At 36.1% G+C, this 21,798-nt stretch carries 15 protein-coding genes; all 15 read right to left on the reverse strand.

What is annotated here, in order from left to right; translation table 11 throughout:
- Positions 1-335 precede the first annotated feature (335 nt).
- Complete coding sequence (locus Bccel_RS11140; protein ID WP_036941759.1) at positions 336-1,358, reverse strand: inorganic phosphate transporter; 1,023 nt, start codon at positions 1,356-1,358, stop codon at positions 336-338.
- A complete protein-coding gene (locus Bccel_RS11145) occupies positions 1,351-1,974 on the reverse strand; it encodes a DUF47 domain-containing protein (RefSeq protein ID WP_036941755.1) in 624 nt (207 codons plus the stop codon). Before Bccel_RS11145 ends, Bccel_RS11140 begins: the two co-directional genes overlap by 8 nt.
- A 237-nt stretch (positions 1,975-2,211) precedes the next feature.
- Positions 2,212-5,046, reverse strand: a complete 2,835-nt coding sequence (uvrA, locus tag Bccel_RS11150) for an excinuclease ABC subunit UvrA (protein ID WP_036941752.1) — start codon at positions 5,044-5,046, stop codon at positions 2,212-2,214.
- Positions 5,047-5,245: 199 nt separating this feature from the next.
- Positions 5,246-7,240, reverse strand: a complete 1,995-nt coding sequence (locus tag Bccel_RS11155; RefSeq protein WP_036941748.1) for a hypothetical protein — start codon at positions 7,238-7,240, stop codon at positions 5,246-5,248.
- 34 nt (positions 7,241-7,274) lie between these two features.
- The gene (locus Bccel_RS11160; RefSeq protein WP_050753378.1) at positions 7,275-7,919 is read right to left on the reverse strand and encodes a copper amine oxidase N-terminal domain-containing protein; all 645 of its coding nucleotides are present in this window, start codon (positions 7,917-7,919) and stop codon (positions 7,275-7,277) included.
- Between the two features lie 74 nt (positions 7,920-7,993).
- Positions 7,994-8,875, reverse strand: a complete 882-nt coding sequence (locus tag Bccel_RS11165; RefSeq protein WP_036941743.1) for a hypothetical protein — start codon at positions 8,873-8,875, stop codon at positions 7,994-7,996.
- A gap of 325 nt (positions 8,876-9,200) precedes the next feature.
- The gene (locus Bccel_RS11170; RefSeq protein WP_050753379.1) at positions 9,201-10,481 is read right to left on the reverse strand and encodes a beta/gamma crystallin-related protein; all 1,281 of its coding nucleotides are present in this window, start codon (positions 10,479-10,481) and stop codon (positions 9,201-9,203) included.
- 204 nt (positions 10,482-10,685) lie between these two features.
- Positions 10,686-11,768, reverse strand: a complete 1,083-nt coding sequence (locus tag Bccel_RS11175) for a hypothetical protein (RefSeq protein ID WP_036941741.1) — start codon at positions 11,766-11,768, stop codon at positions 10,686-10,688.
- Between the two features lie 123 nt (positions 11,769-11,891).
- Positions 11,892-13,289: a HAMP domain-containing sensor histidine kinase gene (locus tag Bccel_RS11180; RefSeq protein ID WP_036941736.1), complete on the reverse strand. Its 1,398-nt coding sequence runs from the start codon at positions 13,287-13,289 to the stop codon at positions 11,892-11,894.
- Positions 13,290-13,295: 6 nt separating this feature from the next.
- Complete coding sequence (locus Bccel_RS11185) at positions 13,296-13,985, reverse strand: response regulator transcription factor (RefSeq protein ID WP_036941732.1); 690 nt, start codon at positions 13,983-13,985, stop codon at positions 13,296-13,298.
- Between the two features lie 41 nt (positions 13,986-14,026).
- Entirely contained in the window at positions 14,027-14,815 is a 789-nt protein-coding gene (locus tag Bccel_RS11190) for a hypothetical protein (protein ID WP_152965984.1), read from the reverse strand.
- A 248-nt stretch (positions 14,816-15,063) separates the two neighbouring features.
- Entirely contained in the window at positions 15,064-16,989 is a 1,926-nt protein-coding gene (locus tag Bccel_RS11195) for an aconitate hydratase (RefSeq protein ID WP_036941725.1), read from the reverse strand.
- A 24-nt stretch (positions 16,990-17,013) separates the two neighbouring features.
- Positions 17,014-18,360, reverse strand: a complete 1,347-nt coding sequence (locus Bccel_RS11200) for a citrate/2-methylcitrate synthase (protein ID WP_036941722.1) — start codon at positions 18,358-18,360, stop codon at positions 17,014-17,016.
- Between the two features lie 581 nt (positions 18,361-18,941).
- A complete protein-coding gene (locus Bccel_RS11205) occupies positions 18,942-19,640 on the reverse strand; it encodes a CPBP family intramembrane glutamic endopeptidase (protein ID WP_036941720.1) in 699 nt (232 codons plus the stop codon).
- A 4-nt stretch (positions 19,641-19,644) separates the two neighbouring features.
- Positions 19,645-21,627: an excinuclease ABC subunit UvrB gene (gene uvrB, locus Bccel_RS11210; RefSeq protein WP_036941718.1), complete on the reverse strand. Its 1,983-nt coding sequence runs from the start codon at positions 21,625-21,627 to the stop codon at positions 19,645-19,647.
- Positions 21,628-21,798: the final 171 nt, after the last annotated feature.

Genomic DNA, 21,798 nt, shown 5'->3' on the forward strand with positions numbered 1-21,798 from the left:
ACCATCTCCTATCTAAAGCAGCGAAAACACAACATAATAAGCGTTCATATTTTCTCGAATATGTGTAATAAATAATATATATTATGATAAGTATACCACACAATTCGTTTCCGGTCTAATTTATATCCAATTAACTATATTTACATATGAATAATAAAACAATTTAACTCTGTATATATAAAAAAACCTATGTTATTATCGATAATGCTATATCTTTTGATTACATAGGTTCTTTTTTTATTATATTATATGTATGAAAATATTGTTTGTATTGTTTTTAAAAGTATGTATTTCCAAATAAAATTTTTAACATCCCCATAAAATAAAATTATGTACTATATTCCGAATGCAAGTTTTAATACCAGTATAACGACGGCACCTAATACAGCGGTTATCGGTATTGTCAATACCCATGCACCAACAATGCTTTTTGCTAATGTCCATCTAACTGCTTTCAATCTCTTAGCTGCTCCAACCCCCATAATTGATGTTGAAATTATATGTGTGGTACTTACAGGAGCACCTAATCGGGTCATGGTTTCAATAACAACTGCAGCACCGGTCTGAGCAGCAAACCCATTTATCGGTGAAAGTTTAATCATATTGACCCCCATAGTCTTTATGATTTTCCAACCTCCGATTGAGGTGCCAAGTCCCATTGCCAGAGCACAGCCGAAAATAACAAAAATATTTACATCGGTACTGCCTCCATTCATGTCTGCTGCAATAAGAGCTATAGTAATAATACCCATTGATTTCTGGGCATCATTTCCCCCATGTGCAAACGCCATGAAAGCAGCTGAAACAATCTGAAGTTTGGAGAATACTGTATTTACAATATGAGGTGTTAATCTTCGTAGTGCAAAATAGAGAAATTTCATTACTAAGAATCCTAGAAAGAAACCTATGACAGGTGATGTGAAGAGTGGTATTATGACTTTATAAAGAATTCCCTTTCCCTGTAAAACATCCATTGTACCTAAATACGCGACCGAAGATCCGATCATACCTCCAAACAATGCATGGGAAGAACTGCTTGGGATTCCGAAATACCAGGTTAAAAGATTCCACACTATGGCGGATGCCAGGGATGCCATAATCACAAACATTATTCCCTTATCGCCGCCAAATCCTTTTATCATTTCATCTTTGAATATGCCTTGAGATACGGTCTGTGCAACTTTACTGCTGGTTAATGCTCCTGCTGTGTTTAGCACTGCCGCCATAATAATTGCTGTCTTAGGAGCTAAGGCTCTTGTTGATATTGAAGTTGCAACTGAGGTTGCCGTATCATGAAAACCATTTATGAAGTCGAAGCTTAATGCAAGAATAATTATTACGATAACCATACTAAGCATGTTTCATAACAACCCCTTCAACTATATTTGCTACATCCTCACAAACATCAAGGGCGTTTTCAAGAAAATCATAAATTTCCTTCCATTTGATAACTTCAAAGCAATCCTTTTCTATTAAGAACAATTTAGTTACAGCTGCCCTGAATATATCATCTGCTTCATTTTCCAATCTGTTTATCTCAATAATTTTTTCGGATATTTTTTTACTTTTTTTCATATTTTTAAGTTCAACCATAAGGTCTTTTACTTCTTTTGTACTTATAGTGATCAATTTAGCGAGTTTCTTTGCATCTTCAGGTATGGATTGCACATTGAACATACTAAATCTATGAGCCGTAGATTCTATGCTGTCTGTGATATTGTCCAATTCTTTTGCAATCAAATTGATGTCCTCTCTGTCGATTGGTGTAATAAATGATCTGTTAAGCTGTTGAAGAATTTTATGTACCTGCTTGTCGCCTTCATGTTCAGTCTCTTCGATGGCTTTTACTTTGTCCTGAACATTAACGTAATTATTCATTAGCTCTTCAAGCAATTCAGCAGCCTTGCATGCATTCTCAGCAGTTGCGACAAAATAGTCAAAAAAAATCTCATCTCTTTGCGAAACCCTAAACATAGTATTACCTTCTTCCGTATAAATAAAATCTGTTGTACTGTGTCGATTATATATTATTGTTAATTCCAATACAACAATACTTAACATAAATTTAACAATTCAATTGCTAAATTTTAATATTGACATTTCAAGGTTTCCGGTAACAAATTGTTTTTATAAAGGCATTTCAAAAAATACATTATTCAAGGATTTTTTGAAATGCCTCATTGACCATCTAATTATTTATTTATACCTAATTTATTTCATATTATTAATGACTTTTGAAAGAAAATGCCCTGTGTACGACTCTTCATTCTTTATAATTTCCTCCGGAGTTCCTTCACCAACTATATATCCACCCCTATGTCCTCCTTCAGGGCCAAGATCAATTATATGGTCAGCAGTTTTTATTACATCCAGATTGTGTTCGATGACAACAACAGTGTTTCCTAGATCAACAAGCTTTTGAAGCATTTCAATCAATTTGTGGACATCAGCAATATGAAGACCTGTTGTAGGCTCGTCCAGGATATACATAGTGCTTCCATTACTCCTTTTTGATAACTCAGTTGCCAATTTGATCCTCTGAGCTTCTCCTCCTGAAAGAGTTGTCGATGGCTGTCCTAATTTGATATATCCCAGTCCTACCTCATATAAAGTCTGGATTTTCTTGTGAATTCTCGGAATATTTTTAAAGAACTCAAGAGCATCTTCTACGGTCATATCCAAAACATCAGCAATATTTTTACCCTTATACCTTACATCAAGGGTCTCCCTGTTATATCTCTTTCCTTTACACACTTCACACGGTACATAAACATCAGGTAAAAAGTGCATTTCAATCTTTATAATACCATCACCGCTGCATGCTTCACATCTTCCGCCTTTTGTATTGAAGCTGAAGCGACCTGTCTTGTAGCCTCTCATTTTAGCTTCAGTGGTTTCACTGAAAACTTCCCTTATAATGTCAAAGACACCCGTATATGTTGCAGGGTTTGATCTTGGAGTCCTACCAATAGGTGATTGATCAATATCTATAACCTTTTCAAGATGTTCAAGACCGTTAACAAAATCATGGTCACCTGGCTTCACCTTAGCCCTGTTAAGCTCAGATGCACATTTTTTATATAATATTTCATTTATAAGAGAGCTCTTCCCCGAACCAGAAACTCCTGTTATGCAGGTAAAAACACCAAGAGGAAACTTTACATTTATATTTTTAAGGTTATTTTCCCTTGCACCGACAATTTCCACATACTTGCCATTTGAAACTCTACGCTTATCGGGTGTTTCGATTCTTTTTCTTCCGCTTAAATACATCCCTGTTAAAGAGCCTTCAACCTCTTTTATCTCCTCAACAGACCCCTGTGCAACAATATTTCCGCCGTGGACACCAGCACCGGGACCAATATCTATTATATGATCCGCTGCATACATTGTATCTTCATCATGCTCAACTACAATGAGGGTATTACCCATGTCTTTTAGCCTTTTTAGTGTCTTTAGAAGCCTGTCGTTGTCTCTCTGATGAAGTCCTATACTGGGTTCATCCAAAATATACAATACCCCCATAAGGCCAGCTCCTATTTGAGTAGCAAGTCTTATTCGCTGTGCCTCACCGCCCGAAAGGGTCCCTGCCGATCTGGACAGTGTAAGATAATCCAGACCTACGTCAACCAAAAAGCCAATCCTAGCATTTATCTCTTTTAATATCTGGTTTGCTATAATCTTATGTTTCTCAGATAGCTCCAACTGGTTAAAAAACTTCTTTGCATCGGAAATAGCTATTTTACTGATCTCATCAATATTTTTGCCTCCAACAGTAACTGCCAGTGCTTCTTTTTTGAGTCTGGCCCCTTTACACGCATGGCAGTGATTATTGCTCATAAAAGCTTCATAATGCTGCTTCATGCTTTCCGACTGGGTCTCCTTATAACGCCTTTCCATGCTCCTTATTATTCCTTCAAAAGCAGCCATAAAAGACCCGCTTCCATATTCTCTTGAATACTCTATCTTAATCTTTTCGCCTTTTGTTCCATATAGTATCAACTCAACAATACGGTCGGGAAGATCGCATATGGGAGTGTCAATGCTGAACTTGTAATGCTTTGCCAAAGCATCTATATACATTCTTGAATAACCGTCCTCATTCTCCACATTCCATCCGCCGACGCTAATAGCACCATCTGCTAATGATTTTGATCTGTCAGGTATGACAAGCTCAGGATCAATCTTTAGAATAGTACCTAAGCCGCTACATTCAGGACATGCACCATATGGTGTATTGAATGAGAACATCCTTGGTTCAAGTTCCTCAATACTGATTCCACAATCACTGCATGAGAAATTCTGACTAAACAGCATCTCTTCCTTTCCAATTACGTCAACAAGCAAAATTCCTCCTGCCAAATTAAGTACAGTTTCTATAGACTCAGACAACCTTTTTTGAATATCAGGTCTTATAACAAGTCTGTCAACAACTATTTCTATAGTATGCTTTTTATTCTTGTCCATTTTTATTTCATCATTGATATCCATCACTTCTCCGTCAATTCTTACCCTGACAAAACCGCTTTTCTTAGCATCTTCAATAAGCTTGTGGTACTCTCCCTTTCTTCCTCTTACCACAGGCGCTAAAAGCTGGATTTTCGTTCCCTCTTCGAGAGTCATGATATGATCCACCATCTGGTCAACTGTTTGCTGGGCAATTTCCTTACCGCATTCCGGGCAGTGGGGCACACCAATCCTGGCATATAAAAGCCTTAGATAATCGTGTATCTCTGTAACAGTACCTACAGTTGAACGGGGATTCCTGCTGGTAGTTTTCTGGTCTATGGATATGGCAGGAGACAAACCGTCAATATAGTCAATATCAGGCTTTTCCATCTGCCCAAGAAACTGTCTTGCATAAGCAGAAAGGGACTCAACATACCGTCTCTGTCCCTCGGCATATATTGTATCAAAGGCCAGGGATGACTTACCCGAACCGCTTATACCTGTGATGACAACAAACTTGTCCCTGGGAATAACAACATCTATATTCTTTAAATTATGTTCTCTTGCACCCTTTATAAAAATATTATCTCTAATCATTAGCTCACCTCATCATTTACAGCAATTAAAAACCAAATACCATTATATCAGATATATTAAAAATTGCAAACATCAGTTCGTAAGAACCGATAAGAACCAATGAACGAAAAACTGTAAACAGAAAAACTCCGCTTCTATATACAATAACGGAGTTTTGCCTTTCAATTCATATTTTAATCATTAATTATTGGTCAATCCCTTATTTTATACTCCTGAAAAAACTTTTCACTGCTTCATAAACATCCTCGGTAAAAAACTCGTCCCTTGTACCTGCATAAAACGCTACTGGTGTTTCTTTGTTTAGTGAAGAAAAAGCTTTAACATACTCGGAGTATCTTTCCTGGTATCCTTTATAGACATTATCTCCCATAGTATTATACCGGGCATCTATCTCCATCTCAGCACCAACCAAAGTTTTAGAGTTTTTAATTCCGCCGACGATATCATTATTAATATCCAAAACCATATTGCTTTTTGATGAATTCTGAACAAACGGTATATTCTTCTGATCGGCCTTAAAATAATATGAAGGCTGAATTATTATATAGTCAAACAGGTTTGTCCTGTTGGCAATATATCCTATTCGAACAGCTTGGTCTTTGTTATAATACTCTTTGGACTTCAAAGAATTACCATAATAAGGTATCCAACTAAACTCTTTATTATAAACCTGATGAATCTCATTTGAGAAACTCAGCATGGTCTTAACAATAGAATTGCTAAAATCGATGGTCTTATCAGGATTAAACCATGTGTAATAATAAGGTAAACCCTCTGTTGAGAAATAATAGCCTCTTATGTTATTCTTCCAATATTCAGGGTTTTCCTGATCCAATCTTTCTTTTATTCCCTTAATAAGTATATTTTTAACAGGCTCAATGAATTCCTCACTAAGGGCATGGAATTCTGTCCCAGGAATAGCGATTGTAATCTTTACACCAGGATCGGTTTTAATAAGCCTCAATGCCAAATCAAACACTTCATTGGAGAAATAGTCCAGTGAATTATTCCTGTTTATTTTATTGTAGAGTTTTTTATAATCTTCCTTAATAGAGTCCAGTATTCCTGTTGAATCAATCTTATCCTTTGTCAATGCATCAATTTTTGATGGTGTAACAATATCTAGTATTTCTCCAAAAGAATCCATATATGTATTGTATTGTGCACCGTTATCCACTATAAAAAATTCCTTTGTGTTGACAGGGTCATCTATAAGCATCTTCTTTAGATCTTCATCAGTAAACGGAGGCAGGTCTTGGCCAACATACAACAGTAAAGCTTTAGGAACATTTTTTGAAGTTTGACTTATGGGAGTAGATTCCTTTATAACAGAAGAATCGTCCACTATATCTTTGCCATCTACCCCTGTATTGTTGGGTTTTAAGGCCGATTTAGCTGATTTCAAACTAAGAATAAAAGTTTCTGACGAAAAGGCGTAATTATGCCCATAAACCTTTAAGTAATATGTACCTGGAAGCAGCTTTCTTTTGCTTATAGCCTCAACACCATCTTTATTTGTTGAACTTCCCGCTTCCAATCCGCATGCGTTATACAGCTTGATATCCAGATCTGTGCTTTTAGGCGGGATCATTGATATATCAAGATCTGATACATTACCAAGTACAAATTTATAATATCTGTTCTCATTCAAACGGCTCACTTTTGCCTTAAATGATGTATTGTTATTAACTTCTAAAGCATTAGCCATAGTTGTATTTATATTATTAGCTTCGGAAATACCTGTATTAGATTTACTGGCAGCATTTGAATCATTGATTTTAATTGACAAATTATATGGAGCATCTGAATACGTCTTCTTAAAGCTGTAAACCTTAATGGAATACATACCTTCAGAAAGTGAACTTTTATTTATTAAATCAACATTTTCACCCGGCAGTTTGGAGCCTGCAACCTCTTTATAGTTTTCATTGTACATCTTTATATCATAATCCAACCCCTGAGGTGATGTTAAAGATATATTTATGTCTGCAATTCCATTAATATAAAATTTATAATAATCAACATCACTTTTGCTTGATATTGTAGACACTACTTCGGAATTATTATAAACTTCATATGAAGTATCAGGTGAATTGTTTGGTTCGTAGTCAATGGCTGGCTCTGCTGCAAATGCCTGTGACACCAACATTATTATGGATATTAAAAAAAATAAATTTAAAACTATTTTTTTCATTATAAAACCTCCTCTTTTGTGCATATCAAATGCTCTATATTATTGCAAGTACATTTAGTTTTTCATTATATGGATGCCATTCAACCGTCCTGGAAAACGACTCGCTTATAAACCTTACAGGCACTAAAGTTCTGCCGCTAATTACCTTTGCAGGTACATCCAGATTTATTTTCTGGCCATTCTTTAAGGCAGTTTTTGAATCAAGAACCAATTCTACAACTTTATCATATAATTTAATTCTGATTAATTTATCACTTGCAATCCACTCAACCGTTGCCCCTAAGCTCTCAGCTATTGCACGGAGGGGTACAAGTACACGTCCGTCAATAATTGCAGGATTAACATTCTCATACTTTGAAAATTCGATCAGCTGACCATCAACAAACATTTTAATTCCGGTAATATTGCTCTTTTCAAACAAAGGACATATTTTATTATAGTTGTCGCTGACTGCAGGCTCCATGAAAATTGTCATCAATGAGTTATCCAATGTATCCATATTGTCATCAATTATATTGGTATTACTGGTAATGATAGAACTCTCTATAGGGTTGTCCTCATCCTGAAACTCCTTCAACAGTTGTGTAATATCTGTGTTCTGATCTGCACTAACTGTATTTGAAAGCATAACAACCGAAATAAAAAGCAAAATAATCAATTTAAAAAACCTTTTATGCATTTTCCTTTAACTCCTTATTATTTAATATTGGGCAATCCCGCTCAAATAGTATAACTAGTTTGGTATCTATTAAATTATACCGATAATAACAAATCTTCAATCTTATCTTTAAGATTTAATATTTCTTTATAGTTTTTTACAATACGTTCCTTGAATACAATAACATTTCCATATGTGGAAAGTGCTGATTTTACGTCCTTACTATCCATATATATACAAAAATTTTCCCATTCAATTTCCTTAGTAATTTTATCTTCAATGACCATTCTATTCAAACTTTCTATACTTGCATTAATATCATTAATCTTCTTCTGAACTGCGTTTAGTTTCTGATTGTAGGCCGCATTTTCAATACTTATATACTTCATTGATTCACGCATTCCTTTTATTGCAAGGTTTAGGCTGGAAATTTTATTACTGTAAAGCTCCAGCTTTTTATTCAGATTAGCTGTACCATCTGCATCTGTATTACCACCACTTTGAGCCAATCCTGCAAGATCAAGGGCTGTCTGCTGTTTAGTAGGATTTAATAACAATTTGATATCGTCAATAATCTTCCTGTATGGCTCATTGTACGACCTTGATCTATCAATAATGCTTAAGGCTATTTTTCTGTTTAGTGCCTCCTGCTCTCTGATATCTTTGCATACTTGATTTTCTTCCTCAGTCAATTTATTCTTGATATTCCTTTTAGCCAATAGCTCAGTATATAAAGGATTATCGGTTATACCAGATATTGATAAAGAATCAACACTGACAGTTGGTTGCACATAAGTCGGGGTAACAATTGGTGTTGGTGTTGCAACCGATGTTGGCATCTCACTTGACATTGGTGTCTCAACTGGTGCTGGTGTAGTAATCGGCGTTGCGGACGCCTGCTCATCAGCATAAATAAATTTTGCAGAAAATAATAAAATAACGGTAATTAGAATAAAAAACACTTTAAACTTTCTCATTGCTTGAACTCCTAACTTTTTTGATAATTTTCATAATTTATTATATTAGATTATGCAAAAACACATCAAAAGAAACACCCCGCTTATTTGGGTTTTCCTGCGTTCTTCTGCATCATGCTCTATTTTTCTACATTATTCTATAATATTTTATTGAATCAATTTATTTATTATAGCCCATACCTAATACATACAAATTTCCCAAAAATAAAAAATCTCCTCCTTGGCACAATCATTACAATCGTTGCCAAGGAGGAGATTTCAGTTTTGTATATAGATATCGAACTGTATAACTAATTATACCAGTTGGGTATTTATATAACTAATGTTATCTAACTACCAATATTGAAGATACTTCATCGTTAAAGCTTAAGTTTCTGAAATCTGCTTCATCATCTATAAGGGTCTTGACTTCTCCTCCGAAGTTATCATGCTGGTAAAGGTATACAGTATAGCCATCCGGAACTTCTATTGAGCTTAAGTCGTCATTTGATATTCCTAAATTTTCAAGCTGTGCTAATGTATATTTGCCAGGAGCAAGGGTAACAGCATAACCATCATGGTTTATGTCCTGATACACTGTTGGTAACTCTGAAACAATTTCCAAAGATGATAACTTATCATTAAAATCAATGCTTGCCAAACTATTAACATCACTTGTAAGTGTTTTTACTGTGCCTCCGAAATTATCATCCTCATATAGATATGCAGTGTACCCGCTTGGAATTACGATTGAACTTATATCATCATTTTCTACTCCTATATTATTAAGCTGAGTTAATGTATATTTACCTGGAGCCAGAGCAACGTTGTATCCTTGATAGTCGCCATGTTTATATATTTTGGGAAATTGTGAAGCGGTTTCAAATACAAAAAGTGCAACATTATTATTAGCTGCCTTCATTTCACCAAATGTGTATTTACCATATCCTTGGTCTTCAAAAGTTGTGTCCCAACTATTTCTGTAAAGGAAATAACCACCTCCGTCATAGCTTGAGTTTCTTTCATAGCCAACTATGGCTGTAGCATGTCCGGCATGTGCCTGTGCAACAGGTATTCCCCTGTTAAGATAGCCTATTACTTCATCAATTTGTTCATCTGTAACTGGTCCTTCACCACCTTCTCTAAGGCACTTTCCTGCCAGTCTATAGCCATCTTGAAGCAGGCTTTGTCCTGCACCTATAAAGTTAGAGAATACTGCATCCCAGCTATTATAATTGTAGTCAGCATTACCGTCATATGACCAGCTTGAATCAGTTATTGCTCCAAATTCGTTATAACCCCTGTAAAACTTATTAAAAGAACTTGATTCATCCTGCTGCTCCCCGATTACCCTGTTACCAGCCTGGATTCCATAGTCAATAGACATATGATTGTAGGAAGTGCCGTATGTACCTGTTAATGCATACTCTTCAAGAAATGTTAATGCCTGCAGGACGCATGTCCCTCTACTCCCCTGATTTCTTACGGAAATACCACGATTGTTTATCTCATCTCTCAAATCAACTTTTTGTGGACCGGCAGCAAAAGCTGCTGTTGATAATATTGCTGAAACTGTTAACACAGAAACAAAACCGCTAAACCCCTTAATAATCTTATTGCTTTTCATAAGTATACCTCCAATTAGTATTAATTAATTTGTTTTGATTGTTGCTACTACTAAACCTTCTAGTCCTATTAGATTCGCGCGTTATCTTTAATAAGAGTAAAGGGTATTACAAAATTTATTATATATTTTAATGAATATTTATCTCACATTTTTATTATATTTATAAAGCATGAGATAAATAGTACATCCACAAGAACAAAAGCTTTACTTTTGTGTAACCTCTTCTATATGGCCGGTTTTTACATCTACAATAAACTCTCTGGCCCCCTCGTTATAAGGGTCATTGCTGCCATCCGGGTAAGCAGATATGGATAGTATAACTTTATACCTTCCTTTATCATCGGTCCCCTGGCAATAGAGTTGTATCTCACCTATAGATGATTTATAGATTGTGACCCCCGATTCAGCTTGATAATCCGCGTTAGCCTTGAATTTTGCGGCAACCAAGTCAATAGCTTTTTGCTCCATATTAGCTGAATAGTCTGCTCCTCTTAGATCCAGCATAGTTTTATTATTATCAGGGTTTTTTATTTCCAGATTGTCATTTAATAATTTATATGAATAACGAGCTGTTTCTTTTCCCTTGTCATCATAAGCCACAATATGAGGAGATGAATTCCTGTCCTGCTTTGAAATTGAGAATTTGAAGGTTTTATTATCAGGCCATATGGCAACCCCTCCATCTTTGAAGGAATATGCCTTGTTTTGAGCGTCCAGATAATCACCTGCCAGACATTTAAGCTCTATACTTTCTTCCAGCTCTCTGGAATACCTGATAAACTTAACATCCTTTTCAGAAGTATCGGGGTAAACGTTTGAAGTAGCTATCATACTTTTATAATCATTACTTAAATCGATGATAAATTCCATAGGTGATTGTGTATTCTCACCCATACCTTTAATTCTATACTTGTTCCCACCTTTTTCCTTAATCACTTCAGTTATCCCACCACCTACCCCTGTATCCGGGTAGTTTCTGTAGATTTGAAACTTATTATTTTCTTTTATTATAACAATCATATCCCGAACACCAATTGCTTTGATAGTCTCCATATCGTTCAGGTTGTACCAGCAGCCCTCGATTTGGGATAAAAGGCTATTTGCCTCAGCAGTTGACAACTTATATGGTTTACCTGTATCCGGCATTGGTGTGTTTCTTTGACTTGGAGTACTCACAACAGCTGAAGAAACAGGTTTTGAATTATCCTCTATGTCTCTATCCGAGCAGGCAGTAAGCGATATTATTTGAGAAGCAGTCAAAAGTACCATTAAAATCATTTTTTTCATATATATTCCTCCGTAAAATTCCTTCTTCTGTAATTATAATACTTAATTATCCAATAAATCTTTTCATTAACATTAAAAAATGGTAACAATATGGTAACAATAGCATATATATCCGAACAATATTTAATTTGTACTTACTGGCAGTATAATAGTCACAGTGGTACCTTTTCCCTTTTGGCTTGCTATTTCCAGCCCTCCGCCGTGCAGCTTTAAAATCTCTTCACAAACAGCAAGCCCGATTCCGCTTCCTGCTTTTTTTGAGTGTCCTTTATAAAATTTATCCTTTACCCTTGGCAGGTCTTCTTTTGGTATTCCGCATCCATGGTCTGCTACTTTAATTATAATTTGGCCGTTGGAATGAAAGAGCTTAAAAATGATGGAAGATTGAGGAGGTGAAAATTTAATGGCATTGTCCAGAATATTGATAATAACCTGTCTTATTCTGTTTTTATCAACCAATGTTTGAGGAATGTTGTCAGTAGCCTCAAAACAAATAGATATTCTCTCCTTTAATGCACGAGGAGTTGTAAAACCTATAATCTCATCCAGTTCCTGCTTTAAGTCCGTTTTTTCCGGTGAGAGAATCAATTTTCCGCTTTCCAATCTGGAAAAGTCCAATAAATCGTCAACCATATTCTTTAAGCGGTCTGCTTCCTTCAATATCACCTTAAGTCCTTTTTCAGTTTCTTCTCTTGACTGGAAATCACCTGTTAAAATTGTTTCTGTCCAACCCTTTATTGATGTCAAAGGCGTTCTTAGTTCATGGGAAATAGAGGAGATAAACTCGTTTTTGAGTTCTTGGGCTTTGATTGTTTCTGTAGCCATAAAATTTAACGTATCAGCTAATTCTCCCAATTCATCATTGTAATGCTTTTGAATACTTTCAGAAAATTGCCCTTTCGCCATTTTTCGTGCAACCGTAGTCATTTCTTTTACAGGTCTTATAATGGTTTTGCCCAGGTGCATGACAGAAACCCATATAAATATTAAAATAAATAATCCTATTACAATTAAAATCAACGATAATTCCAGAATCAGTTGGTCTATTGTTTCTAATGATGCAACAAACCTCAACACTGCACATGAATTGGATTGATAATCTGTCAGTAAACCTGATGCAGCCATGACTTTTTCATTTGTATCCGGATTGAATCCAACCCATGTAGATATGTCACCCTTAACTGCCTTTTTATAATCCGAAGTTGTTATTTTTTTCTCAGTTACAACACTGCTGCTTAAAAGCATACTTCCGGTTTTATCTATAATTTGAAGCTCAATTCGTCCCCCATCAGGATAGTTTTTTAATAACTGCAAAATACAATTATTGAAGTCCCCATGGTTTTTATTCAGATACTCGTTAAAAAAAGAAGAATTTGACTCGACTTTCTCCATAAGCTTTTGCTGAAAGGAACTGTAATAGTAGTTCTTTAGTAAAAGTATAACTACAATCTCAAGGCATAGCATAACCAAAAAAGTGCTTGTAAAATAATTTATGATGAGCCTTCTTCTTATCCCGGTCATAAGCTGCTATCCCTTTCCCCACCGATAACCAAACCCGTGTATTGTATTTATAAACTCCGGATTTGAAGGATTATTCTCTACTTTTTTTCGCAGACGGCTTATATTCACATCTACAGTTTTCCAATCACCAAAAAAGTTTTTTCCCCAAACCTTATTTAATATTTCGTCCCTGCCTAAGGCCTTATGATGATTTTCTAGAAAAAGCTTAATGATTGAAAATTCTACTTGTGTCAATTCAATCTCAATGTCTTTTTTGTAAAACCTTCTGGTCTCAAGATCCAGCTTGAAACCATCTGAACTTAAAATCTTCTGGGGTGAATGAATATTATTGTTTATCCTTCGTAGTAATGCATCAATTCTGGCTATAAGCTCCGATGGACTAAAGGGCTTAACCACATAGTCATCCGCACCTAGAGTCAAGCCGTGGACTTTATCAATTTCCTGGCTTCTAGCCGTTAACATTATGATTCCAGCGGACACTTCAAGTTCTCTCATTCTTTTAAGGACAGTGAAACCATTAATGTCAGGAAGCATAACATCTAAAAGTATAATATCATAACTTAATCCGCTCTGGATCATTTCTATTGATTCCATGCCTTTCCCAGCTTCTGTTGAATCGAAACCTGCTCTTTTTAAGTTTATCACCAGAAACTCCCTTATATCCGCTTCATCTTCAACAATTAATACTTTTGCCATCTCAAAATCCCTTTTAACCCTTCCATGTTACGCAAGTTTTATTATTTGCCATATATCAAAAGTTTGTTATTAACCACTTCAATCATGGTGGAACCGCCATTTACACTTAAAAGCTTTTTTTTATTTGATTTGTGTTCCGGAACTATATTTACATTAAAATTATAAGTTGTCTCTTTAAAACTTATTTCATCAGTTTTATCTAATTTATTATCCTGGAATTTATAAAGGCTGCATTTCAATAGCGGGCTTGAAAAATCAAATTCATTAAAAACAGCCAGTTCAAGTTTACTATCACCATAAATATCATCCAAAACAAATCCAACGTATGTACCTGTCATCAGTTCATTGTATTTTGCACCATCATCCTTGTAAACCGCTATATTTTTTATTGTTGATCCTTCAATATTATAGAACAGAATAATTTCCTTATTTCCATCATTATCAAAGTCACTAAAAAGTATTTTTATAAAAGAAGTACCATAAAGATTGATAGTATCATACTTGTACCACCTAGAGGCATTTTGTTTTAATATCATGCACCCTATACTCAAATCGTATAAACCATCCATATCCTTCTTGTAAAAAACTACAGCTTCATCATTTTTATCTCCATTTAAATCAATGTATTGGATTGATCTTTGATTTTCTCCTGATACAGGATTGATTAATATATTATCTAGAGATAGGTTATCCTTTATAAGTTTTTTAATTTGCTGCTTGGAATCGGTTAAACGTGGAGGTTTAATATACATTTCGAAATCTCTGCTATATGAACAACCCGTAAAAAAGAATAAAAACAAAGTGATAACGCCAATAATTTTACAATTCAATTATTCCTTAGCCTCCGTTACTTCCATCTGTAGATGTCAAACTCTAAAACCTAAATGCAACTCATTTTTTCTTACAATTATAACATAAAACCCAAAATTTTGGCACGCTAAGCAAACTTTTTTCAAACAATAATATTTTCAAGGCGTTAGAATATTATAAAAACGCCTTCAAATATTAGGTTTTATTAATTACCTAAACATTCGAAGGCGTTCTTCATCTCATATTTTTCATACGATTATTTATCGTCTTATTTCTTTACACTTTCCTTAATCCATGGAAGCTTTCCGCCCACCTTTAAAATTTCCGCATCCAGTGCTGACAGTGTGTGGTTTAGCTCAACTTCAAATCCTTTTGTAACATTCTTAAGCTTTACCTCACCCTTCAAGTCTCCAATAGCGATTTCTATCTTGTCACCCAACTCTATCCTGTCATAATCTCCAGGATTTTTGAAAGTCAATGGTACAATTCCAAAATTAACGAGGTTCGCAAGGTGAATTCTTGCGAATGATTTAACAATAACAGCTTTTATTCCAAGATACTTTGGTGCTAATGCCGCATGCTCACGGCTTGAACCCTGACCGTAGTTTTCACCGCCGATTATGAATCCGCCGCTGCTTTCTAGTGCTCTCTTGTAGAAGTTCTCATCAACAGCCTCAAAAACGTGCTTGGATATCTCGGGAATATTGCTTCTTAACGGCAGGATCTTAGCTCCTGCGGGCATAATATGGTCAGTTGTTATATTGTCGCCTACCTTTAAAAGTGCTGAACCTTCCAAAACATCTGGAAGTTTATCAAAGGTTGGAAGAGGTTTTATATTAGGACCTCTAACAATTTCCACCTTAGCAGCTTCTTCTTGAGGCAGGGGTTTTAAAGTCATATTATCATTTATAAAGAATTTTTCAGGCATGCTAATTTTAGGACATTCACCTAAATCCCTCGGGTCAGTTATCTTTCCTGTAAGTGCTGCAGCAACTGCAACCTCAGGACTTGCAAGATATACATCAGCATCTTTCGTACCGCTTCTTCCTTCAAAGTTTCTGTTAAATGTACGAACAGATACTCCGGCAGAACAAGGTGCAGATCCCATACCTATGCAAGGTCCGCAGGAATTTTCCAGCATACGAACGCCAGCCTGGACCAAATATTTCATTTCACCGCTGTCTACAAGATGCTCAACCACTTGGCGTGATCCAGGGCTAACCATCATGCTGACATTTTCGTTTACAGTCTTTCCATTCAATGCATTTGCAACCATTTTTAGATCCCTTAATGATGAATTGGTACATGATCCAACCGCAACCTGGTCTACCTTTCTGCCCTGAACTTCTCTTACCTTTTTAACATTGCCCGGGCTGTGAGGTAAAGCGATCATCGGCTCTAAAGTACTTAAGTCAATATCTATTATTTCATCATATTGTGCATCATCGGAAGGAATAAGCTCTACCCACTGGTCGCCGCGTCCTTGTGCTTCGAGGAAAGCCTTTGTAACATCATCACTTGGGAATATACTTGTGGTACAACCTGTTTCTGTACCCATATTGGTGATTGTTGCACGGTCTGGTACCGACAAAGTCTTAACGCCTGGGCCAAAGTATTCTAAAACCTTTCCTACACCGCCCTTAACGTCGATCCTTCTTAAAACCTCAAGAATTACGTCCTTGGCAGAAACCCAGTCTGTAAGCTGGCCTGTAAGCTTAACACCAACAACCTTCGGGAACTTGATCCTGAAAGGTGCTCCAGCCATGGCAGCCGCAACGTCCAATCCGCCTGCTCCCATTGCAAAGCTTCCAATTCCGCCTGCTGTAGGAGTATGGCTGTCGGAACCGATCAACGTTTTTCCAGGACGTGCAAAACGCTCTAAGAATAGCTGGTGGCAAATACCATTTCCAGGTTTGGAAAAATATAAACCATATCTTTTTGCAACAGACTGAAGATAGAGATGGTCATCAGCATTCTTAAAATCTGTTTGCAGTGTGTTATGATCAACAAAGCTTACGCTTAGTTCTGTTTTAACTCTGTCCATACCTATGGCTTCAAATTGCAAATATGCCATAGTACCTGTTGCGTCCTGGGTTAAAGTGTTGTCTATGGTAATGGCAATTTCGTTTCCAATACTAAATTCTCCTTCAACCAGATGCTGTTTTAAAATCTTTTCTGTAATTGTTCCTTTCATTATCTTGACCTCCAAAATAAGATTTTATCTGTCTTTCATAGGTGTATATGCAACCTTTCCCAGCACATTTTTGTATGCCGGACGTATAATTCTTCCGCCATTAATAATTTCCTCCAAAAGATGGGCACTCCACCCTGCAATTCTTGATATTGCAAAGAGAGGCGTATACAATTCATGTGGGATTCCCAAGGATTTGTATACAAATCCTGAATAGAAATCTACATTGGCACTAACTACTTTATCAGATCTTTTCACCCTTGCAAATACCTCTGGGGAAAGTTTTTCAATCAGGGTGAAAAGGTTGTATTCTTCTTCATTACCTGTTTCCTTTGCAAGTTCCTGTGCTTTCTTTTTCAGCACTATGCCGCGAGGATCTGATAGGGTGTAAACAGCATGCCCCACACCATAAATAAGACCAGATCCATCATTGGCTTGCTTGTTTAAAATTTTAATCAGGTAATCGCTGACTTCGCCTTCGTCACTCCAGTTTTTGACGTTAGCTTTAATATTCTCCATCATTTGCATAACCTTTATGTTTGCTCCGCCGTGCTTTGGTCCTTTTAATGAACCTATAGCAGCTGCAATAGCAGAGTATGTATCTGTTCCACTGGACGAAACAACTCTTGTTGCAAAAGTCGAGTTGTTGCCACCGCCGTGTTCTGCATGGAGTACAAGCAGAAGATCCAGTATTTCCACTTCCGATCTTGTATAGCTGCAGTCAGGACGTATCATATGTAAAATATTTTCCGCAGTACTTGCACCTTCCTTAGGGCTGTGCAAAAACAGACTGTTCCCGTCATGATAATGGCTCTTTGCCTGGTAGCCGTATGCTGCCATAGCCGGGAATCTGGCAATAAGATCAATACACTGCCTCAAAGTGTTTTCAACACTTGTATCATCAGGATTAGAATCATAGGAATAAGAAGCTAGAACAGCTCTTGCAAGCTTGTTCATAATATCCCTGCTGGGTGCCTTTAAAATCATATCTTCTGTAAAGGCTCTTGGCAATTTTCTTCTCGAATCTAAAAGTGCAGAAAATTTATCAAGTTCTTCCTTGTTAGGAAGCTCTCCAAATAACAATAGATAAACGCACTCCTCAAAACCAAGACGTTTTTCATCCTGAAATCCTTTTACCAAATCAAATATATCTATGCCGCGATATCTCAGCCTTCCTTCTACAGGAACCTTTTCATTTTCATCCATTATGTAGGCATGAACATCTCCAACTTCTGTAAGTCCTACCAAAACTCCTGTTCCATCAGTATTTCTAAGCCCACGCTTTACATTATACTTAACAAACATATCAGACTCAATATTATTATTCTTTATTATCAGTTCAGAATAATCACTGTATAAACTTTCATAATTCATGATTATGTACTCCCTTCATAATTAAAATTATATATAAAATTTTTTAAATATTATTAAAATATTAAAAAAATCTAATTTCTTTATCTATGTTGCGAAAATCTCATTTATCATACTTCAAATGCAGTCTCACGGGCTTGACTCGCTAATGCAAGTCTTTTCTGCAATATATTTAGAGTTGTTTAGAAAAAACACTTTAATTTAATAGCATGTGCTATATATATTTGACTTTATAAAGTATTATGTATTAAGAAGTAATTGTTCAAAATGTATCTTTGTATCATTGTATACAATTATACACCATGAGTCAAGATAAATTTACTGCAATTTCTATATTAAAAGCTAGTATTAATACATGTAATAATACTAATAAATCTTTTGCTATTTTTTCAACCTCAATCTCTGTCGCAAGAAGCCTAAACATATATAAATGCTTCAATTTTACCAATTAGTTATTGGAAATTGGAGCATTTCAAATAAAAGTCCTGAATCAAGGCATGAATGAAAAATTACTTCAGCGTTGTATGCGGGTGTTGGCATTCCTTAATTATCCATATACCATAAAAGTCATATATCTGATCACATTAAAAATTTATCCCCATGACCGCCACCATAAAGTTGTTTGCCCCGTGTATAATTATTGGAGCCCACAGTGAGTCTGATTTTTTATATGTATACCCGAATAATATTCCCAAAGCCATTACCGGTATGACTTTAAATAAAGTAATACCTCCTTCGCTCATCAGCCATATGGGAAAATGTATTGTTACAAACAGTACTGAAACTATTATATTTGCCCACCAGAATTCTATGAATTCCTCAATCTTGTTTAGTAAAAAACCTCTGAATACTATTTCCTCAGTGAAACATGTCACAAGTACAACATTTATAATATTGTCCATTCTCATATTCATATTTAATCCAAACTTACCCCGTATGAACATTTTTATAAGGTTAATTCCTATAAGGGCTGCACCAATTCCAATCCCCCAAACCATTCCCGTCAAAATTCGATTATTAAGCTTTAGATATGTAAAAGGCTTATTGCCATCAAAATACATTATGTACATAAACACAGGTATCACCCATATAAAAACCTTTATGCCACCGTTTAGCAGAATTCCCGGCAGACCGGGATATTCCTTATAAATTATAGGTGACAATATGGTTCTATGCAGTGCCCACCCGACATAAAACAGCAAAAAATAAATTAATAAATAATGAACCTTGTGTGCTTTTACAAACGAAGTCACACCTTTTGTCAAATCACTTTTGTTATTCATACTGTCAATTCTCCATTCTGTTTTTAAGTTCCATAATTCTATCTCTTAATTCAGCAGCCCTCTCAAACTGCAAGTTAACGGCTGCATCCTTCATTTCCTTAGTAAGCCTGTCTATAATACTCTGTATCTGTTCCTTTGAATGTGCTTCTTCCTCACGATTAACCCCATACTCGGCTTCATCTTCTGCCGCTTTTGTAGCTTCAATAACATTTCTTACAGCCTTCCTGATAGTGGTTGGAGTTATGCCATGCTGTTCATTATATTCCATTTGGAGTTTCCTTCTTCTGTTAGTCTCATTCAATGCTTTACTCATGGAATCGGTAATTCTATCGGCATACATAATTACCTTACCTTCAGCGTTTCTTGCTGCTCTTCCAATAGTTTGGATCAATGAGGTTTCCGATCTTAAGAAACCTTCCTTGTCTGCGTCAAGTATTGCTACAAGGGAAACCTCCGGTAAATCAAGCCCTTCCCTTAAAAGATTTATTCCTACAAGCACATCAAAAACTCCAAGCCTTAAATCCCTTATTATTTCCATCCTTTCAAGGGTGTCCACATCTGAATGCAGATATCTGACCTTAAAATCCAGTTCCTTAAGATAATCAGTAAGATCCTCCGCCATCTTTTTTGTCAATGTAGTTACAAGAATTCTCTGATCTTTTTTAATCCTTTCACTTATTTCACCAATCAAGTTGTCTATTTGCCCCTTAATTGGATTTATAATCACTTCCGGATCAATAAGTCCCGTAGGCCTTATAATCTGCTCAGCAATCTGCACGGAATGCTCCCTCTCATATTTTGCAGGGGTAGCACTTACATAAATGGCTTGATTTACTCGCTCCTCATATTCCTGAAACTTAAGAGGCCTGTTGTCAAAGGCTGAAGGAAGCCTGAAACCATACTCAACCAATGACTCTTTCCTTGACCTGTCTCCATTATACATAGCTCCTATTTGAGGAATGGAAACATGGGACTCGTCAATAACAAGCAAGTAGTCGTCAGGAAAATAATCCATCAGGGTATACGGAGCACTTCCGGGAGTCCTTCCGCTGATGTGTCGTGAATAGTTCTCTATCCCTTGGCAGAAGCCAACTTCCTGAAGCATTTCCAGGTCATACCTAGTTCTCTGTTCAAGTCTGTGGGCTTCAAGTATTTTCCCCTGTTCCTTAAGCTCCTTGAGCCTTACATCCAATTCCTCTTCAATAGTAACAATTGCCCTTTCCATCTTTGCCCTGGTTGTTGCATAGTGAGATGCCGGAAAAATGGAAACATGGGAGCGTACTCCTTTAATCTCCCCTGTAAGGTGATCAATCTCAGTTATCTTTTCAATCTCGTCACCGAAAAACTCTACCCTAATTACATTTTCCGAAGATGATGCAGGGAATATATCCAGTACATCTCCCTTGGCACGGAATTTGCTTCTCTTAAAGTCTATCTCATTTCTTTCATATTGAAGGTCAACAAGACGTCTTATTACCTCATCCCTATCCTTCCGCATTCCAGGCCTTAATGAAATCATCAGGTCAGTATAATCCTCCGGGTCTCCAAGGCCATATATACAGGATACACTTGCCACGATAATTACATCTCTTCTTTCAAAAAGTGCTGCTGTTGCAGAATGACGCAGTTTGTCTATTTCATCATTAATTGAGGAATCCTTCTCAATATAAGTATCGGTTGATGGAATATAAGCCTCAGGCTGATAATAGTCATAGTAGCTTACAAAATACTCAACAGCATTATCAGGAAAAAACTCCTTGAACTCACTGCAAAGCTGAGCCGCCAGTGTTTTATTATGAGCTATGACTAGGGTTGGTTTTTGAACCTTTTCAATAACATTTGCAATTGTATATGTCTTCCCCGAGCCTGTAACACCTAACAGGGTCTGGTGTTTATATCCCTTAATCAAACCATTGCTCAAAAGCTCTATGGCTTTAGGCTGATCACCCTGTGGCATATACTCGGATTTTATTTTAAATTCCGGCATTGCTGGTTGCTTCCTTTCTATAGATAACTGTATAACATTTACAATTCATAAAAATCAATTATATTAAAAGTGTTAATGATGTTAATAGATTTATCACTTTTAATTTTGTTTAACATTTACCATATCCACACAATATTCCCCAAATTACCTGTGGATAATGTTGATAAGTAT

It is taken from the genome of Pseudobacteroides cellulosolvens ATCC 35603 = DSM 2933, from assembly GCF_001262605.1.
In the GTDB taxonomy this organism is placed as follows: domain Bacteria; phylum Bacillota; class Clostridia; order Acetivibrionales; family DSM-2933; genus Pseudobacteroides; species Pseudobacteroides cellulosolvens.